Origin of the sequence: Streptomyces radicis (genome assembly GCF_003626575.1) — a bacterium.
GTDB classification, from domain to species: Bacteria; Actinomycetota; Actinomycetes; order Streptomycetales; family Streptomycetaceae; genus Streptomyces; species Streptomyces radicis.
The window spans coordinates 19,996-39,252 of the sequence record NZ_RBDY01000045.1 but is presented as its reverse complement, the minus strand read 5'-3'; the positions used below and the strand labels follow the sequence as shown (position 1 = coordinate 39,252).

At 75.7% G+C, this 19,257-nt stretch carries 1 protein-coding gene and 1 pseudogene; both read left to right on the top strand.

Features of this window, described 5'->3' with window-relative positions:
- The first annotated feature begins 36 nt into the window (after window positions 1-36).
- Window positions 37-9,756, top strand: coding sequence for a type I polyketide synthase (locus D7318_RS30910; RefSeq protein ID WP_120700569.1), 9,720 nt, complete (start codon window positions 37-39; stop codon window positions 9,754-9,756).
- A pseudogene (locus D7318_RS30905) lies at window positions 9,753-19,187 on the top strand (type I polyketide synthase); the annotation flags it as partial. The gene D7318_RS30910 and the pseudogene D7318_RS30905, both read left to right, overlap by 4 nt.
- Between the last annotated feature and the right edge of the window lie 70 nt (window positions 19,188-19,257).

The following is a 19,257-nucleotide window of genomic DNA, read 5'->3' as shown; positions in this document are numbered from 1 at the left end:
CGCCCCGCACCTGCCCCACCCGCCCGAAGAGGACAGATGTCGAACGAACAGAAGCTCCGCGACTATCTGAAGCTGGTCACCACCGACCTGCGTCACACCCGCGAGAAGCTGCACGACGTCCGGACCGCGGACCGGGAACCCATCGCCGTCGTCGGCATGGCCTGCCGCTACCCCGGCGGGGTGCGCACACCCGAGGAGTTGTGGCGCCTTGTCGCCCAAGAGATCGATGCCATAGGGGAGTTCCCGGCCGACCGGGGCTGGGACGTGGACGGCCTCTACGACCCCGACCCCGACACCCCCGGCACCTCCTACACCCGCTCCGGCGGATTCCTCACCGACGTCGGCGACTTCGACGCCGAGTTCTTCGGGATCTCCGCGCGCGAGGCCCTGGCCATGGACCCCCAGCAGCGGCTGCTCCTCGAGACCTCGTGGGAGGCCGTCGAACGCGCCGGGATCCGCCCCGACTCCCTCCACGGCGAGGCGGTCGGCGTCTTCGCGGGCGTCGCCTACAGCGACTACGCCACCGATCTCCCCGCCACACCGCCCGAGTTGGAGGGCTACCTCGGCAACGGCAGGTCGGGCAGCGTCGCAACGGGCCGCGTCGCCTACACGTTCGGCTTCGAAGGCCCGGCCGTCACGGTCGACACCGCGTGCTCGTCCTCCCTGGTCGCCATCCACCTGGCCTGCCAGGCCCTCCGCAAGCGCGAGTGCACGATGGCGCTCGCGGGCGGCGTGACCGTGATGTCGACGCCCGGCATGTTCGTGGAGTTCAGCAAGCAGCGCGGCCTCGCGCCCGACGGGCGGTGCAAGGCCTTCGGCGCGGACGCCGACGGCACGGGCTGGGGCGAGGGTGTCGGCGTGCTGCTGCTCGAACGCCTCTCCGAGGCCCGCCGCAACGGGCACCGCGTGCTGGCGGTGGTGCGCGGCTCAGCCGTGAACCAGGACGGCGCGAGCAGCGGCCTCACCGTGCCCAGGGGCCCCGCCCAGCAGCGCGTCATCGACGCCGCCCTCGACGCCGCGGGCCTGACCCCCGCCGACGTGGACGCGGTCGAGGCACACGGCACCGGAACGACCCTCGGCGACCCCATCGAGGCCCGCGCGCTCCTCGCCACCTACGGACGCGACCGGGACGCCGAACGGCCGCTGTGGCTGGGGTCGTTGAAGTCCAACATCGGCCACACCCAGGCCGCGTCCGGCGTCGCGGGCGTCATCAAGACGATCCAGGCCATGCGGAACGGCACGCTCCCGAGGACCCTGCACGCCGACACCCCCACCACCCACGTCGACTGGGCCACGGGCGCGGTCCGGCTACTCAGCGAGGCCAGGGAATGGCCCACCGCCGACGATCGCCCCCGCAGGGCCGCCGTCTCGTCCTTCGGCGTCAGCGGCACCAACGCGCACATCGTGCTCGAACAGGCCGCGCCGGACGACGGGCCCGGCGAGGCGGCACAACTGCCCGTCGTGCCCCTGATCCTGTCCGCGAAGAGCGCGCCCGCCCTGCGCGCCCAGACCGAACGCCTCCGCGCCCATCTCGCCGCCCACCCCGAACTCCCCCTCGGCGACGCGGCGTTCACCCTGGCCGCCGGGCGCTCCCCGTTCGGCCAACGCGCCGTGCTGCTCGGCTCGGATTCGGTGGTCGGCTCGGTGGTACCGGGGGCGGGGCGTCCGGTGTTCGTGTTCCCCGGGCAGGGGTCGCAGTGGGTGGGGATGGCGGTCGAACTCCTCGACGAGTCACCGGTGTTCGCGGGGCTGATCGGGGAGTGTGAGGCGGCGCTGGGTGGGTTTGTGGACTGGTCGCTCGAAGAGGTGCTGCGGTCGGGCGACGCCACGTGGTTGGGGCGGGTGGATGTGGTGCAGCCGGTGTTGTGGGCGGTGATGGTGTCGTTGGCCGGGTTGTGGCGGTCGCACGGTGTGGAGCCCGCTGCGGTGATCGGGCATTCCCAGGGGGAGATCGCCGCGGCGTGTGTGGCGGGGGCGTTGTCTCTTGAGGATGGCGCGCGGGTGGTGGCGTTGCGGAGCAGGGCGTTGCTGGCGCTCTCCGGGCTTGGGGGGATGGTGTCGCTGGCCGAGCCGGTGGCGGGGGTGGAGCCCCGGATCGCCGCGTGGGGTGAGCGTTTGTCCGTGGCGGCGGTCAACGGCCCGCGCGCCACGGTGGTGTCGGGTGAGCCGGGGGCGTTGGACGAGCTGCTGGCGGCGTGCGAGGCGGAGGGGGTGCGGGCCCGCCGCATTCCCGTTGACTACGCGTCGCACTCCGCGCAGGTGGATGGCTTGCGTGAGCGGATTCTGGTGGATCTTGCGGGTGTTGAGCCGCGTCCCGGCGGGGTGCCGTTCTATTCGACGGTGTCGGGTGGGGAGTTGGACACGTCGGGTCTGGACGCGGGGTATTGGTTCGAGAGTCTGCGTGGTCGGGTGCGGTTCGACGAGGCGGTGGAGGCGGCTCGTTCGGCGGGTCATGGTGTGTTCGTCGAGTGCAGCGCGCACCCCGTTCTGGTGCCGGGGCTCGAAGACGCCGTCGCCATCGGCTCGTTGCGGCGGAACGAGGGCGGCCTCCAGCGCCTTCTCACCTCCCTCGCCGAGGGCTGGGTCAGGGGCGTGCCCGTCGCCTGGGACACGGTGTTCGCCGGTGGCCGCCCGGTCGATGTGCCGACCTACCCGTTCCAGCGCCAGCGCTACTGGCTCAGCGCCGAGGGATCCGCGCCCGTCGGGGGTGGCCTCGACGGCACCGGTCACCCGCTGCTCGGCGCCTGGACCGGCCTCGCCCAGTCCGACGGCTTCCTCTTCACCGGGCGCCTCTCGCGCGGCGCCCAGCCCTGGCTCGCCGACCACGCGGTCAACGACGTCGTCCTGCTGCCCGGCACCGGCCTCCTCGAACTGGCCCTGCGGGCCGCCCACGAGGCCGGTTGCGAGACCGTCGACGAGCTGACCCTCGAAGCCCCGCTCGTCCTGCCCGAACGCGGCGATCTGCGCCTTCAGGTCGAGCTCGGCGCCCCCGACGCCCAGGGCCGCCGCGACCTCACCCTCCACTCGCGCCTGCCCGAGGAGAACGGGCCCGACGGCTGGACCCGCCACGCCACCGGCCTCGTCGGCCCCGCGCGCAACGAGCCCCAGGGCGTCGACGACCTCGCGCACTGGCCCCCAACCGGCGCCGATCCCCTCGCACTTGAGGGCCTGTACGAGCGGGCGGCCGCGCTCGGTCTGCACTACGGGCCGCTGTTCCGTGGCGTGCGGCGGGCCTGGCGGCGCGGCGACGAGCTGTTCGCCGAGGTCGAGTTGGCCGAGGAGCTGCGCGGCGAGGCCGACGCCTACGGCGTGCACCCGGCGTTGCTTGACGCCGCCCTCCACGCCGTCGGCCTCGGCCCCGTCGAGCACCCCGACCAGGCGCGCCTGCCGTTCTCCTGGCAGGGCGTCACCCTTCACGCGGCCGGGCCCTCCAGCCTGCGCGTCCGCATCACCTACCACGCGGGCGACTCCGTCGCGCTGGCCGTCGCCGACGCCACCGGCACGCCGGTCATCACCGTTGACGCCCTGCTCACCCGCCCGATCAACGCCGAGAGCCTGCGCGCCGCGTCCCGCCACCGCCACCAGGCACTCCACGAGATCGTCTGGCGCCCCCTCGACCCGGCGGACTCCGAGAGCCAGGGCGACGCGGACGCGACGATCGTCGAGCTGCGTCCCGCCGACGACGGCGATCCCGTGGGCGCGGTGCATGAGGTGGTGGTGCGTGCGCTGGGGGTGGTGCGTGAGGCGCTTGCGGGTGGGGGTCGTTTGGTGGTGGTCACGGGTGAGGTGTCCGGTGATCCGGTGGCTGGGGCTGTGTGGGGGTTGGTGCGGTCGGCGCAGTTGGAGCATCCGGGGCGTCTGGTGTTGCTGGCGTCGGGTGAGGGGGTGCCGTCCGGTGAGGTGTTGGGGAAGGTGTTGGCGTCGGGTGAGCCTCAACTGGCCTGGCGGGAGGGGCGGTTGTATGTGCCGTGCCTCGAACGGGTGCGTGATCTCCCGGCCGCCGATGTGGCCCTGGATCCCGAGGGTCTGGTGTTGATCACGGGTGGTACGGGGGCGTTGGGTGGGGAGGCGGCGCGGCATCTGGTGGTCGGGCATGGTGTGCGTCATCTGTTGTTGGTGTCGCGGCGTGGCCAGGAGGCCGAGGGTGTGGGGGAGTTGGTGGCGGGGCTGGGGGCGTTGGGTGCCTCGGTGCGGGTGGTGGCGTGTGATGTGGGGGATCGTGCGGCGCTCGCCGGGCTGTTGGCCGAGGTGGAACGCCCCCTCACGGCCGTCGTTCACCTGGCCGGTGTGCTCGACGACGGCCTGGTGGAGTCGCTGACTCCCGAACGGCTCGCCGCTGTGTTGCGGGCCAAGGTGGATGGTGCGTGGTATCTGCATGAGCTGACGCGTGAACAGCCGTTGGCTGCCTTTGTGTTGTATTCGTCGGCCGCCGGGGTGCTGGGGTCTGCGGGGCAGTCGGCGTATGCGGCGGCGAACGCGGCGTTGGACGGGCTTGCGGGGCTTCGGCGTGTGGAGGGTCTGCCGGGGGTGTCGTTGGCGTGGGGGCTGTGGGAGCGGCGCAGTGGGATGACCGGTGGCCTGGGCGAGGCGGATCTGGCGCGGATGGAGCGCGGCGGTCTCAAGCCCCTCACCACCACCCAGGGCCTCGCCCTGCTGAGCGCCGCGCTCGGCGGCGACCGCGCCTGCCTCGTCCCCGTCGCGCTCTCCCGTACCGGCCTCCAGGAGCTTGCCGCGACCGGTGAACTCCCTCCGCTGCTCAGGGGCTTGGCGCCCGTCGCCATCCCGCGCGGCGCCGCCGCCCGCCCGGACGGCGAGCTCGCGCAGCGGCTCGCCGACCTCTCGGAGCCCGAACGCGCCCGTGCCGTGCTCGACCTCGTCCGGTCACAGGTCGGCCAGGTCATCAAGCACCCCGCGCCCCAATCGATCGCCGGAGACCGGGCGTTCAAGGACCTCGGATTCGACTCCCTGACCGCCGTCGATCTGCGCAACCGCCTCGGCGCGGCCACCGGCCTGCGCCTTCCCACGACCCTGGTGTTCGACCACCCCACCCCCGAGGCCCTGGCCGCGTTCGTCGCCGGGCGCCTCACCGACGCGGGACCGGCACATGGCACCCGCGCCGCCTCCTCAACGCGCCGCCGGGCCACCGCCGTTGACGAGCCGATCGCCATCGTGGCCATGGGCTGCCGCTACCCGGGTGGCGTCGCGTCGCCCGAGGACCTGTGGAGCCTTGTCGCCGATGGCGGGGACGGCGTGTCCGGATTCCCGGCCGACCGGGGCTGGGACGTGGACGCGCTCTTCCACCCCGACCCCGAGCGCTCGGGCACGTCCTATGTGCGCGAGGGTGGCTTCCTGTACGACGCCGCCGAGTTCGACCCCGGCCTCTTCGGTATCTCGCCGCGCGAGGCCCTGGCGATGGACCCGCAGCAGCGGCTGCTGCTCGAGACCTCATGGGAGGTGTTCGAGCGGGCGGGCCTCGACCCGATGTCCCTGCGCGGCAAGGACGTCGGCGTCTTCGCCGGTGTGATGTACCACGACTATGCCTCCCGCCTGCATGAACTGCCGGACGAGGCCCAGGGGTTGGAGGGCTACCTGGGCAGCGGCAGCGCGGGCAGCGTGGCAACGGGCCGGGTCGCCTACACGTTCGGCCTCGAAGGCCCCGCCGTCACGGTGGACACGGCGTGCTCGTCGTCGCTCGTGGCCCTGCACCTCGCGGCCCAGTCGCTGCGGAACGGCGAGTGCTCGCTCGCCCTGGCCGGGGGCGTCACCGTGATGGCCACGCCGGGTCTCTTCGTGGAGTTCAGCCGCCAGCGCGGCCTGGCCCCCGACGGCCGCTGCAAGCCCTTCGCCGCCGCAGCCGACGGAACGGCATGGGCGGAGGGCGTCGGTGTGTTGCTGCTCGAACGCCTCTCCGACGCGCGTCGCAACGGGCACCGGGTGCTGGCGGTGGTGCGGGGCAGCGCCGTGAACCAGGACGGCGCGTCGAACGGTCTGACCGCGCCGAACGGACCCTCGCAGGAACGGGTGATCCGGGCGGCGTTGGCCCACGCGGGTCTTTCGGTGGGCGATGTGGACGCGGTGGAGGGGCATGGGACGGGGACGACGCTGGGTGATCCGATCGAGGCGGGTGCGCTGCTGGCGACCTATGGCCAGGGTCGGGACGCGGAACGGCCTGTGTGGTTGGGGTCGTTGAAGTCGAACATCGGGCATGCCCAGGCGGCGGCCGGTGTGGGTGGTGTGATCAAGATGGTGCAGGCGATGCGGCACGGGGTGCTGCCGCGCACGCTGCACGTGGACGAGCCATCGCCGCACATCGACTGGGACCAGGGCCAGGTCCGGCTGCTCACCGAGGCAAGGGAGTGGCCCGACACCGGGCGCCCCCGTCGTGCGGGCATCTCCTCCTTCGGCATGAGCGGCACCAACGCCCATGTCGTCATCGAACAGGGCCCGCCCACCCGGGAGAACGCCGGATCGGGCCCCGAAGTCCCCTCCTCCACCGTCCCGTTGGCGGTGTCCGGCGCGGACGACGGCGCCGTGGACGCCTGGGTGCGGCGCGTGCGCGGGGGAGTGGCATCCAACGACGTGGGCTGGTCGCTCGCGTCGGGCCGCGCGGCGCTGGCATCCCGCGCGGTGGTCCTCGGGGCCGACGAGATCAGGGGCCGCGTCGCACCGGGCGCGGATCGCCCGGTGTTCCTCTTCCCCGGTCAGGGGTCGCAGTGGGTGGGGATGGCGGTCGAACTCCTCGACGAGTCCCCGGTGTTCGCGGGGCTGATCGGGGAGTGCGAGGCGGCGCTGGGTGGCTTTGTGGACTGGTCGCTCGAAGAGGTGCTGCGGTCGGGCGATGCCGGGTGGTTCGAGCGGGTCGATGTGGTGCAGCCGGTGTTGTGGGCGGTGATGGTGTCGTTGGCCGGGTTGTGGCGGTCTCATGGTGTGGAGCCCGCTGCGGTGATCGGGCATTCCCAGGGGGAGATCGCCGCCGCGTGTGTGGCCGGGGCGCTGTCTCTTGAGGATGGCGCGCGCGTGGTCGCTCTGCGGAGCAGGGCGTTGCTGGCGCTCTCCGGGCTTGGCGGGATGGTGTCGCTGGCCGAGCCGGTGGCCGAGGTGGAGTCCCGGATCGCCGCGTGGGGTGAGCGGCTCTCCGTCGCGGCGGTCAACGGCCTCCGCGCCACGGTCGTTTCGGGTGAGCCGGGCGCGTTGGACGAACTGCTGGCCGCCTGCGAGGCCGAGGGGATCAGGGCGCGGCGGATCCCCGTGGACTACGCCTCCCACTCAGCCCAGGTCGATGGCCTCCGCGAGCGGATCCTGACCGACCTCGCCGAGCTGGCACCCCGCACCGCGACCGTGCCGCTCTACTCCACCGTCACCGGCACCAGGGCGGACACGGCCACGCTGGACGCCGCCTACTGGTTCGACAGCCTGCGCAGCCGCGTCCGTTTCGACGAGGCCGTCGAGGCCGCGCGCTCCCAGGGCCACGGGGTGTTCATCGAGTGCAGCGCGCACCCCGTTCTGGTGCCGGGGCTCGAAGACGCCGTCGCCATCGGCTCGTTGCGGCGGAACGAGGGCGGCCGAGCCCGCTTCCTCGCCTCCCTCTCCGAAGCCTGGACGCATGGCGTCCCCCTCGACTGGGACACGGTCTTCACCGGCGCCCGCCGCGTCGACGTCCCCACCTACCCCTTCCAACGCCAGCGCTACTGGCTCGACGCCGCCCCGCCAAGGCGTGGCACGCCCGACGCCGACGGCTGGCTGTACCGGGTCGCGTGGAAGCGCCTGCCCGACCCCGCAGCGGGCCACGCCCCCGGGCTCAACGGCACCTGGCTGCTCCTCACCCCCTCGGGCGTCATCGAGAACGACGCGATGGCCGCCGTCGCCGACGCGCTGAAGGGCGCGGGCGCCGATGTCGCCCTCGCCGCCCCCGGCGAGGCCGTTCCCCCGGCGCGGGAGATCGCGGGCGTGCTCTCCCTGCTGGCCCTGGCCACCGACGGCGATCCCCTCCCGGCCAGCGCGGGCCTGCCCCGCGCCCTCGCGAACGTCGGCGTGCACGCCCCGCTGTGGGTCCTCACCCGCGCCGCCGTCACCACGGGCGCCACGGACGCCGCGCCCGACCCGTGGCAGGCCAGGCTGTGGGGCCTCGGCCGGGTCGCCGCCCTCGAACACCCCGAGCGCTGGCGCGGGTTGATCGACCTCCCCGCCGGTCCGCCCGAACCACCCACACTGGAACGGCTGTGCGCCGTCCTGGGCGGCGCCGCGGGGCAGGGCGAGGATCAACTGGCCCTGCGCGGCCCGGCGTTGCACACCCGCCGCCTGCACCGCGCGCATCAGGCCACCGGGCGCCGCCCCTGGCGTCCCGAGGGCACGGCCCTCATCACCGGCGGCACAGGCGCGCTCGGCGCACATGTGGCCCGCTGGCTGGCCCGCGAGGGCGCCGCACACCTGCTGCTGCTCAGCCGCAGCGGCGAACGCGCGCAGGGGGCCGCCGAACTGGCCGATGAGCTACGGGCGTCGGGCGCCGAGGTGACCATCGCCGCTTGCGACGCCGCCGACCGCGACGCGCTCGCCGCCGTCCTCGCCGCCCACCCCGGCATCACCGCCGTCTTCCACACCGCGGGCGTGCTCGACGACGGGGCGCTCGGTGACCTCACCCCCGAGCGGTTCGCCGCCGTGGCACGGCCCAAGGTCGACGCCGCCAGCCATCTCCACGAACTCACCGCGGGCCTCGACCTGTCGGCGTTCGTGCTGTTCTCCTCGTTCGCCGGGGTCGTCGGCAACGTCGGCCAGGGCAACTACGCCGCCGCCAACGCGTTCCTCGACGCCCTCGCCGAGCGCCGCCGCGCCGATGGCCTGCCCGCCACGTCGCTCGCCTGGGGCGCCTGGGCCGACGCCGGACTCGCCACCGGGGACGTCGGCGAACGGCTCAGGCAGCGCGGCGTCGAACCCATGGACCCGGGGCGGGCCGTGGCCGCGCTGGCCACCGCCCTGGAGTCCAGCAGCGCATCGGGGCCAGCCGCCGTCGGCGTCGCCGCCATCGCATGGGAGACCTTCGCGCCCGCGCTGCGCGCCGTCCGGCCCACCACCCTGTTCGACGACCTGCCCGAGGCGCGCCCCGCCCCCGCGGCCGACACCCCGCGGGGGCCCGCGCTCGCCACCCGGCTCGCCGGGCGCGGCGGGGACGAACGGCGCGAGATCGTCGGGGAGTTGGTGCGCGAACAGGTGGCCGCCGTCCTTCGGCACGCCTCGCCCGACACCGTGGACGAGACGCGGGCCTTCCGCGACCTGGGGTTCGACTCGCTCACCGCCGTCGACCTGCGCAACCGGCTCGGCGTGGCCACCGGGCTGCCGCTCCCCACCACGCTCGCCTTCGACCACCCCACCATCGCGGACCTCACCACCCATCTGCTCGCCGAACTGGGCGCCGCCGACGGGGCGTTCACGGGCGGCGGCGCGGACGATGTCGTCGCGCTCATCAGCCGCATCCCGCTGCTCAGGCTCAAGGAGTCAGGACTCTACGACGCGCTGCTCGGCCTCGCCGCCGAACACGGCGCGTCCTCCGCCCCGGCCGCCCGGGCCAGCGAGACCGACGCGCCCGAAGAGACCGACGAGGCCGACGAGTTGGCCGAGGTCGACGCGATGAGCGTGGACGACCTCGTGCACCTGGTCCTCTCCGAGGCGGGCGACGGCGGCGACAAGGACGAGACCGACGGCGCCACCCGCCACGACACCGACACGGCCCACCACACAGGGAACCCGGGGGAACGAGCATGACCGGCACCGAGGCGACCGTCGTCGCCGCACTGCGCGCCTCCGTCAAGGAGAACAAGAAACTCCGGCGGCTCAACCGGGAGTTGACCGACGCCGCCCATGAGCCCATCGCCATCGTCGCCATGGGCTGCCGCTTTCCCGGCGGCGTCGCCTCGCCCGACGAGCTGTGGCGGCTGCTGGCCGCGGGCGAGGACGCCCTCGTGCCGTTCCCCGACGACCGCGGCTGGGACCTCGACGCGCTCACGGGACCCGACACGGGAGGCAGCGCCGCCGCGCGCGGCGGATTCCTGAGCGAACCGGGCGCGTTCGACCCGGCGTTCTTCGGCATCAGCCCGCGCGAGGCCCTGGCCATGGACCCGCAGCAGCGGCTGCTGCTGGAGACCTCGTGGGAGGCGTTCGAGCGCGCGGGCATCGACCCGGCCACGCTGCGCGGCAGCGCCACCGGTGTCTTCATGGGCACCAACGGCCAGGACTACGCGGCGCTTTACTCCGGCGCGCTCGACGGCGTCGAGGGCTTCCTCATCACAGGAACGGCCGCCAGCGTCGTCTCCGGGCGGCTCGCCTACACCTTCGGGCTCCAGGGCCCTGCCGTGACCGTCGACACCGCGTGCTCCGCGTCCCTCGTGACGCTGCACCTGGCCGCCCAGGCCCTGCGCCGCGGCGAGTGCGACCTCGCGCTCGCGGGCGGCGCGACCGTGATGGCCACGCCGACCGCGTTCGTCGAGTTCGGCAAGCAGGGCGGCCTGGCGCCCGACGGGCGTTGCAAGGCGTTCGCCGCCGCGGCCGACGGCACGGGCTGGGGCGAGGGCGTCGGCGTGCTCCTGGTCGAACGCCTCTCCGACGCGCGCCGCAACGGGCACCCCGTGCTCGCCGTCGTCCGCGGGTCCGCCGTCAACCAGGACGGGGCGTCCAACGGCCTCACCGCGCCCAGCGGCCCCGCCCAACAGCGGGTCATCAGGGCCGCGTTGGCCGACGCGGGGCTGACCGCCGCCGACATCGACGCCGTCGAGGCCCATGGCACGGGCACCACCCTCGGCGACCCCATCGAGGCCCAGGCCCTCCAGGCCGTCTACGGACAGGGCCGCGCGCCCCAACGCCCGCTGTGGCTCGGCTCGGTGAAGTCCAACCTCGGCCACACCCAGGCCGCCGCCGGGGTCGCGGGCGTCATCAAGATGGTGCTCGCCCTGCGCCATGGCACCCTCCCCGCCACCCTGCACGTCGACGAGCCCACCCCGGCCGTCGACTGGGACTCCGGCGCCCTGCGGATCCTCACCGAGCCCGCGCCCTGGGACGGCGGCGCCGGGCCGCGCCGGGCGGGCGTCTCGTCGTTCGGCGTGAGCGGCACCAACGCCCATGTCATCCTCGAACAGGCCCCCGAGACCGCGCCCGCCGAGACGACGCCCGCAGAGACGACGCCCCCCGAGACCGACCAGGACGGTGGCGACGCGGCGCCCCGCCCCCTCGCGTTCCTCCTCTCCGCCCGCTCCGCCGCCTCGCTGCGCGGCCAGGCGGGGCGGCTGCGCGACCACCTCGCCGCAAGGCCCGGCGAGCGCCTCGCCGACATCGCCCACTCGCTCGCCTCCACCCGCTCCCCGATGGAGCACCGCGCCGCGCTCGTCGCCCGCGACCGGGGCCAACTCCTCGCCGTCTGCGAGGCGTTGGCCGCCGGAAACCCCGCACCTCGGCTGTGGACAGGGCGGGCGCGGCGCGGCAGGCTCGCGTTCCTCTACACCGGGCAGGGCAGCCAGTGGCCCGGCATGGGCGCCGCCCTCGCCGCGGCGTTCCCCGCCTTCGCCGACGCCCTCGACGAGGTCACCGCCCACATCGAGCCGCGGCTCGGCCGCCCGCTGCGTGACCCGCTCACCGCCGCGCCCGGCACCCACCCCGCCGACGCGCTCGACGGGACCGACCTGGCGCAGCCCACGCTGTTCGCGTTCGAGGTCGCCCTGACCCGCCTCCTCGCCTCGTGGGGCGTCCGCCCCGACGCCGTTCTCGGCCACTCGCTCGGCGGCCTGACCGCCGCCCATGTCGCCGGGGTGCTCACGCTCCCCGACGCGTGCGCCCTCGTCGTCGCCCGTGGCAGGCTCATGGCCAGCGCGCCGGGCGGCGGCGCGATGGCCGCGATCGAGGCGAGCGAGCCGGAGATCGCGCCCTTCCTCACCGGCAACGAGGAACGCGTCTCCCTCGCCGCCGTCAACGGCCCCACCTCCGTCGTGGTCTCGGGCGACGCCGAGGAGGTCGGTCGCATCGCGGACGCCTGGCGCGAACGGGGCCGCAAGACCACCGCGCTCAAGGTCAGCCACGCCTTCCACTCGCCCCATCTGGCGGGCGTGCTCGAGGAGTTCGCGGCCGTCGCGCGCGGCGTCACCCACCACGCGCCCACGATCCCCCTCGTCTCCGACGCCACCGGCGCCCTCGCCGACCCCGCGCTCCTGGCCGACCCCGACCACTGGGTGCGGCACATGCGCGGCACCGTGCGCTTCGCCGACGCCATCGCCGCCTTGCACGCCCACGGCGTCACCACCCACCTGGAGGTCGGCCCCGACGGCGTGCTCTCCGGCATGGGTCAGGCCTGCCTCCCGCCGGACGCCGAGGGCGGGCTCGCGCCGACGTTCGTGCCGACCGTCCTGGCCGACGGCGACCCGGTCACCGACGTCACCACCGCACTCGCCCGGCTGCACACCGCGGGCCGGACGCCGGACCTGGCGGCGTTCCACGCGGGGCTCGCGCCGCGCCGCGTGCCGCTGCCCACCTACGCGTTCACGCACGACCGCTACTGGCTCGACGCCGGGCTCACCACCACCGGCGCCGCCCCCGCGGCCGCGCGGGACAACGCCACACAGGGCAACGCCCCACACGACCAGCCCGCCGACCCCTTCGCCGGTCTCGACCCCGACGCGCGGCAGGCCGCCGCCCTCGACCTGCTGCGCCGCCACATCGCCGCCGTCCTCGGCCACGCCGACCCGGACACCGTCGAGGCCGACGCGGCGTTCAGCGACCTGGGCTTCACCTCCCTCACCGCCGTCGAGCTGCGCAACAGCCTCGTCGCCGCCACCGGCGTCGACCTGCCCGCCAGCCTCGTGTTCGACCACCCCACCGCGCGCGCCGCCGCCGCGCACCTCGCAGCCGAGGCAGCCGAGGCCACCGAAGCCGCCGCGTTCACCGCCGCCCCCGGCCCACACCTCCCCCGCGCCGCCGCGCCCCGCCGCGCCACCGACGAGCCCATCGCCATCGTCGGCATGGCCTGCCGCTACCCCGGCGGCGTCCGTTCCCCCGAGGACCTGTGGCGGCTGCTCGCCGACGAGGGCGACGGCATCGGCCCGTTCCCCGAGGACCGCGGCTGGGACCTCGACGCCCTCTACCACCCCGACCCCGAACACCCCGGCACCGCCTACACCAGGGAGGGCGGCTTCCTCACCGGCGCCGACCTGTTCGACGCCGCGTTCTTCGGGATCAACCCCCGCGAGGCCCTGGCCATGGACCCCCAGCAGCGGCAGCTCCTCGAGGTCGCCTGGGAGGCCGTCGAGCGCGCGGGCATCGCCCCCACCTCGCTGCGCGGCAGCGACTCCGGCGTCTTCGTCGGCGCCGCGACCCAGGACTACGGCGCCGACACCGCCGAGCTGCCCGACGGCGTCGAGGGCTACCTCATGACCGGCAACACCGGCAGCGTCATCTCGGGCCGCCTGTCCTACGTCCTCGGCCTCGAAGGCCCCTCCCTCACCGTCGACACCGCCTGCTCCGCCTCCCTCACCGCGCTCCACCTCGCCTGCCGCGCCCTGCGTGCCGACGAGTGCTCCCTCGCCCTCGCCGGTGGCGTCATGGTCATGCCCTCGCCCACGCCGTTCGTCGCCATGTCCAAGCAGCGCGGGCTCGCCGAGGACGGCCGCTGCAAGCCGTTCGACGCGTCCGCCGACGGCACCGGCTTCTCCGAGGGCGTCGGCGTCCTCGTCGTGGAACGCCTCTCCGACGCCCGCCGCAACGGGCACCCCGTGCTCGCCGTCGTCCGTGGCTCCGCCGTCAACCAGGACGGGGCGTCCAACGGCCTCACCGCGCCCAACGGGCCCTCCCAACAGCGCGTCATCCGGGCCGCGTTGACCGACGCCGGGCTGCGCCCCGGGGACATCGACGCCGTCGAGGCCCATGGCACGGGCACCACGCTCGGTGACCCCATCGAGGCCCAGGCCGTCATCTCCGTCTACGGCCGGGACCGCGCGCCCGAACGCCCGCTGTGGCTCGGCTCGTCGAAGTCCAACCTCGGCCACAGCCAGGCCGCCGCCGGGGTCGCGGGCGTCATCAAGATGGTGCTCGCCCTGCGCCATGGCACCCTCCCGGCCACCCTGCACCTCAAGGAGCCCACGCCGCACGTCGACTGGTCACGCGGCGCCGTCTCCCTCCTCGCCACCGCGACGCCCTGGCCCGAGACGGGAAGGGCCCGGCGCGCGGGCGTCTCGTCGTTCGGCGTCAGCGGCACCAACGCGCATGTCCTGCTCGAGGAGCCGGACCCGCGGGACCGCGCCCCCGAGCCGGAAGCGCCCGAGCCCGAAGGACGCGAGCTCGAAGGCGGGGCGCCCGAAGGCGAGGCGCCCGTCGTCGTGCTGCCCGTCTCCGCGCGGACCGAGCCCGCCCTGCGCGCCCAGGCCGCCACCCTCGCCGCCCACCTGCGGAACGGCGGAACGCGCCCCCTCGACATCGCCCACTCGCTCGCCGCGGGCCGCGCCACGTTCGCCCGGCGCGCCGCCGTCACAGGCCGCCACCCCGAGGCGCTCGCCGAGGCGCTCACCGCCGTCGCCGAGGGCCGCGCCCACCCGGCGGCCGCCCTCGGCACCGCGCCCGACGAGCCGGTCAAACCCGTGTTCGTCTTCCCGGGCCAGGGCTCCCAATGGCCCGGCATGGCCGCCGAACTCCTCGACACCGCACCCGCGTTCGCCGAACGCTTCGCCGAGTGCCGCAAGGCGTTCGAGCCCTATCTCGACTGGTCCCTCGAGGCCGCCCTCCGCGGCGGGCCCGACGCGCCGTCCCTGGAACGGCTCGACGTCGTCCAGCCCGCCCTGTTCACCGTCATGGTCTGCGTCGACGCGCTGTGGCGCGCCCACGGCGTGCGCCCGGCCGCCGTGCTCGGCCACAGCCAGGGCGAGATCGCCGCCGCCCACGTCGCGGGCGCCCTCACCCTCGACGAGGCCGCCCGCATGGCCGCCCTGCGCAGCCAGGCGTACCAGCGGCTCGCGGGCACCGGCGCCATGGGCTCGGTCCTGCTGCCCCCCGAGGAGATCGAGCCCCGGCTCGCCCCCTGGCAGGGGCGGCTGTCCATCGCCGCCGTCAACAGCCCCTGCACCACCGTCGTCTCGGGCGACCCCGCCGCCGTCGAAGGACTGCTCGCGGAGCTGGCCGCCGACGGCGCCAAGGCCCGCCGCGTCGCCGTCACCGTCGCGGGCCACTCCCCGCACGTCGAGGTGCTGCGCCACGACATGGACACCGCCTTCGCCGGGATCGAGCCCAGGCCCTCCGACGTGCCGTTCTGCTCGTCCGTCACCGGCGAGATCACCGACACCGCGGGCCTCGACGCCGCCTACTGGTTCGCCAACCTGCGGCAGGCCGTCCGCTTCGACCGCGCGGCCGCCACGCTCATGGCCGCGGGACACCACACGTTCATCGAGATGAGCCCCCACCCCGCCCTCGGCCTCAACCTCCAGGAGATCGCGGCCTCCCTCGGCCGCGAGGCCGTCGCACTCGGCTCGCTGCGGCGCGGCGACGGCGGCCTCGACCGCTTCCTCGCGGGCGTCGCCGAGGCCCACGCGCACGGCGTGGGGCTCGACCTGCGCGCCGCCGCGCCCGGCGGCCGCCGCGTCGACGTGCCCACCTACGCCTGGCAGGGCGAACGCTTCTGGCTCGAGCCGGGGCGCGGCAGCGGCGACCTGACCGCCGCGGGCGCCGACGCGGCCGAACACCCGCTCCTCGGCGCCCGCGTGGACCTCCCCGACGGCTCGCTGGTCCTCACCGGGCGGCTCGCCGTGCGCGACGAGCCCTGGCTGGCCGACCACGCCGTCGCCGGAACGGTCCTGCTGCCCGGCGCCGGGATGCTGGAGCTCGCGCTGCGCGCGGGCGCCGCCACCGGCGCCGAGCGCGTCGACGAGCTCACCCTGCACACCCCCCTCGTGCTGCCCGAGCGCGGCGGCGTCCAACTCCGCGTCGTCGCCGACCCCGCCGACGCGACGGGCCGCCGCGCCCTCGGCATCCACACCCGCCGCTCCGACGACGAGCCCTGGCTCCGGCACGCCGACGGCGTCCTGGCACCGGCCACCGACACCCCGGCCGACGCCCAGGGCGGCGCGGGCCCCGACGACGCGTTCGCCGTCTGGCCGCCCGAGGGCGCCGAGCCCGTCGCCCTCGACGGCGCCTACGAGCGGCTCGCCGAGGCCGGATACGACTACGGGCCCGCGTTCCGCGGCCTGGCCGCCGTCTGGCGGCGCGGCGCCGAGACGTTCGCCGAGGTGCGGCTCGACGACAAACGCCGGGGCGAGGCGGAGCGTTACGGCCTCCACCCCGCCGCGCTCGACGCCGCCCTGCACGCCGCCGCCGTCGGCCGCGCCGAGGCGGAGGTGCGGCTGCCGTTCTCCTGGACCGGCGTCGCCCTGCGCGCCGTCGGCGCCGCGACCCTGCGCGTGCGGCTCGCCGACCGCGGGGGCGACGCGTTCGCCGTCACCCTCGCCGACGCCGCGGGGCGGCCCGTGCTCACCGCGGACGCCCTGGTCACCAGGCCCGTCGACGTGGCCGCCGTGCGGCGGGCCGCCGAACGGACCGACGCCGCCCACGACTGGCTGTACGAGACGGCCTGGACGCCGCTGCCGCGCGGCCCCGTGCCGAGCGTGCCCGCGGGGCGCTGGGCGGCGCTCGGCGACATCGCGCTCGCCGAGGGCCTCCAGGGCGTCGGCGTGCCCGTCGACGCCTATCGCGACCTGGCCGAGCTCGCCGCGGCCGTCGCCTCGGGCACCCCCGCCCCCGAGCTGGTCCTCGCCCTCGCGGGAGGGCCGACGTCGGGGCCCGACGACCTCGTCCGCCGCACCCACGCGGCGGCGGGGGAGACCCTCGCCCTGGTGCGCGACCTGCTCGCCGACGGCCAACTGGCCACCACGCGGCTCGCGTTGCTCACCCGCGGCGGAGCCGGACCCGGCGACGCGCCCGTCGACCCGGCCGCCGCCGCCCTCTGGGGCCTGGCGCGCTCGGCCCAGTCGGAGAACCCGGGGCGGCTGGCCCTGCTCGACATCGCGGGCTCCGACATCCCGGCCCCCGGCGACCCCGCGGCCCCCGGCGATCCCGTGCCCTGGCGCGACGTCGCCGCCGCGCTCGCCCTCGCCGACGAGCCGCAGCTCGCGCTCCGCGGCGGCACCGCCCACGCCCCGCGCCTGGCCACGGTGCAGGCCGCGCAACCGGCCCCGCAACCGGACGAGACGCGGGGCGAGACGCCGGAGGCCGCCCTCGCGCTGCCCGGCACCGCCCTCGTCACCGGCGGCACCGGCACCCTCGGCCGCCTGGTCGCCCGCCACCTCGTCACCCACCGCGGCACCACCCATCTGCTGCTGGTCAGCCGCGCCGGTGAACGGGCCGAAGGGGCCGCCGAGTTCGCCGCCGAGATGGCCGCGCTCGGCGCCGCAGTCACCACCGCGGCCTGCGACGTCGCCGACCGGGACGCCCTGGCCAGGCTCATCGACGGCATCCCGCCCGAGCACCCGCTCACCGCCGTCGTCCACGCCGCGGGCGTCCTCGACGACGGCCTCGCCGTCTCCCTGACCCCCGACCAGCTCACGCGCGTGCTGCGGCCCAAGGTCGACGCCGCCGTCCACCTCGACCAGCTCACCGAGGGCCACGACCTGAGGGCGTTCGTCCTCTTCTCCTCCGCCTCCGGCACGTTCGGCGGCCTCGGCCAGGCCAACTACGCCGCGGCCAACGCGTTCCTCGACGCCCTCGCCACCCGCAGAAGGTCCCAGGGCAGGCCCGCCACCTCCCTGGCCTGGGGCACCTGGGCCCCCGCGAGCACCATGACCGACCTCACCGAGACCGACCTGCGCCGCATGGCCAGGGGCGGCGTCGTGCCGCTCAGCGCGGCGGCGGGCCTCGAGCTGCTCGACCTCGCCCTGGCCCACCCCGAACGCCCCGTGCTCGTCCCCGTGCGCCTCGACCTCGACGCGCTCGCCGCCCAGGCCGAGGCCGCGGGCGTCCCCGTGCCCGGACTCTTCCGCGGCCTCGTGCGGCCCTCGGTGCGCCGGGCGACCCTCACCGCCGTCGACCCCGGCGTGCGGCAGCGCGTCGCGGCCCTGCCCGAGGGCGAACGGCTCGCCGCGCTCGGCGCGTTGGTGCGCGAGCAGACCGCCACCGTGCTCGGCCACGGGGCGGCCGACGCGGTCGACCCGGCGGCGGGCTTCGGCGACCTCGGCTTCGACTCGCTCACCTCCGTCGAGCTGCGCAACCGGCTCTCCACCGCCACCGGGCTCACCCTGCCGCCCACCCTCGTCTTCGACCACCCCACCCCCGCCGACCTCGCCGAGCGGCTGCACGCCGAGCTCGCCGAATCCCTCGGCGCCCCCGACGCCGCGCCCACCGGAACCGCACCGGGCGGCACGGGCGGCGGCAGTCTGCTTCCGCTGTTCCGGGGGGCCGTCGAACGCGGCGAGATCAGGGAGTTCGTCGCCTCCATGGACGCGCTCTCCCGCTTCAGGCCCGCCTTCGACGCCACCCCGCCCCACGCCACCCCGCCCCACGCCACCCCGCCCGACGGCGCCGCGGGCGTGCGGCTCGCGGGCGGCGACCACGAAGGGCCGCTGCTGCTGTGCCTCCCGCCGATCATCGGCGTCTCGGGGCCCCACCAGTACGCGCGGTTCGCCGCCGCCCTGCGCGGCAGGCGCACCGTCATCGCGCTGCCCCACCCGGGCTTCCGCGCGGGCGAGCCCGTCGCCGCCACGCCCGAGGCCCTGGCCCGCGCCCACGCGGAAACGGCGCTGCGGCTCGCCGACGGGACGCCGTTCGCGCTGGTCGGCTACTCATCGGGCGGCTTCGTCGCCCACGCCGTGGCCGAGGAGCTCCAGGCCCGCGGCACCGCGCCCGACCGGGTCGTCCTGCTCGACAGCTACCCGCCCGACGAGACCGAGCTGCTCGAACGCCTCATCCCCGCCGTCATCCGCGGCCTCCAGGACCGCGGGGACCGCGTGCTCGGCGGCGAGGACGACGCGTGGCTCACCGCGATGGGCCGCTACATGAGCTTCGACTGGACGCCGTCCCCGGTCTCGGCGCCGACGCTCCTGGTGCGCTCGAGCACGCCGCTCGCCGGGCTGCCGACGGGCGAGCCGTGGCGGGCCACCTGGAAGCACCCGCACCGGGCCGTCGACGTGCCGGGCGACCACTTCACGATGATGGAGGCGCACGCCGACGCCGCCGCCGAAGCGGTGGAGGAGTGGCTGGCGGGCTGACCGCGCGGCGCCGGGCGGCCGCCGCCGGGGCAGCCCCGACCCCGGG

Excerpts from the sequence above, each read along its gene's own strand:
- D7318_RS30910 (WP_120700569.1), top strand. The coding sequence starts at position 37 with ATGTCGAACGAACAGAAGCTCCGCGACTATCTGAAGCTGGTCACCACC.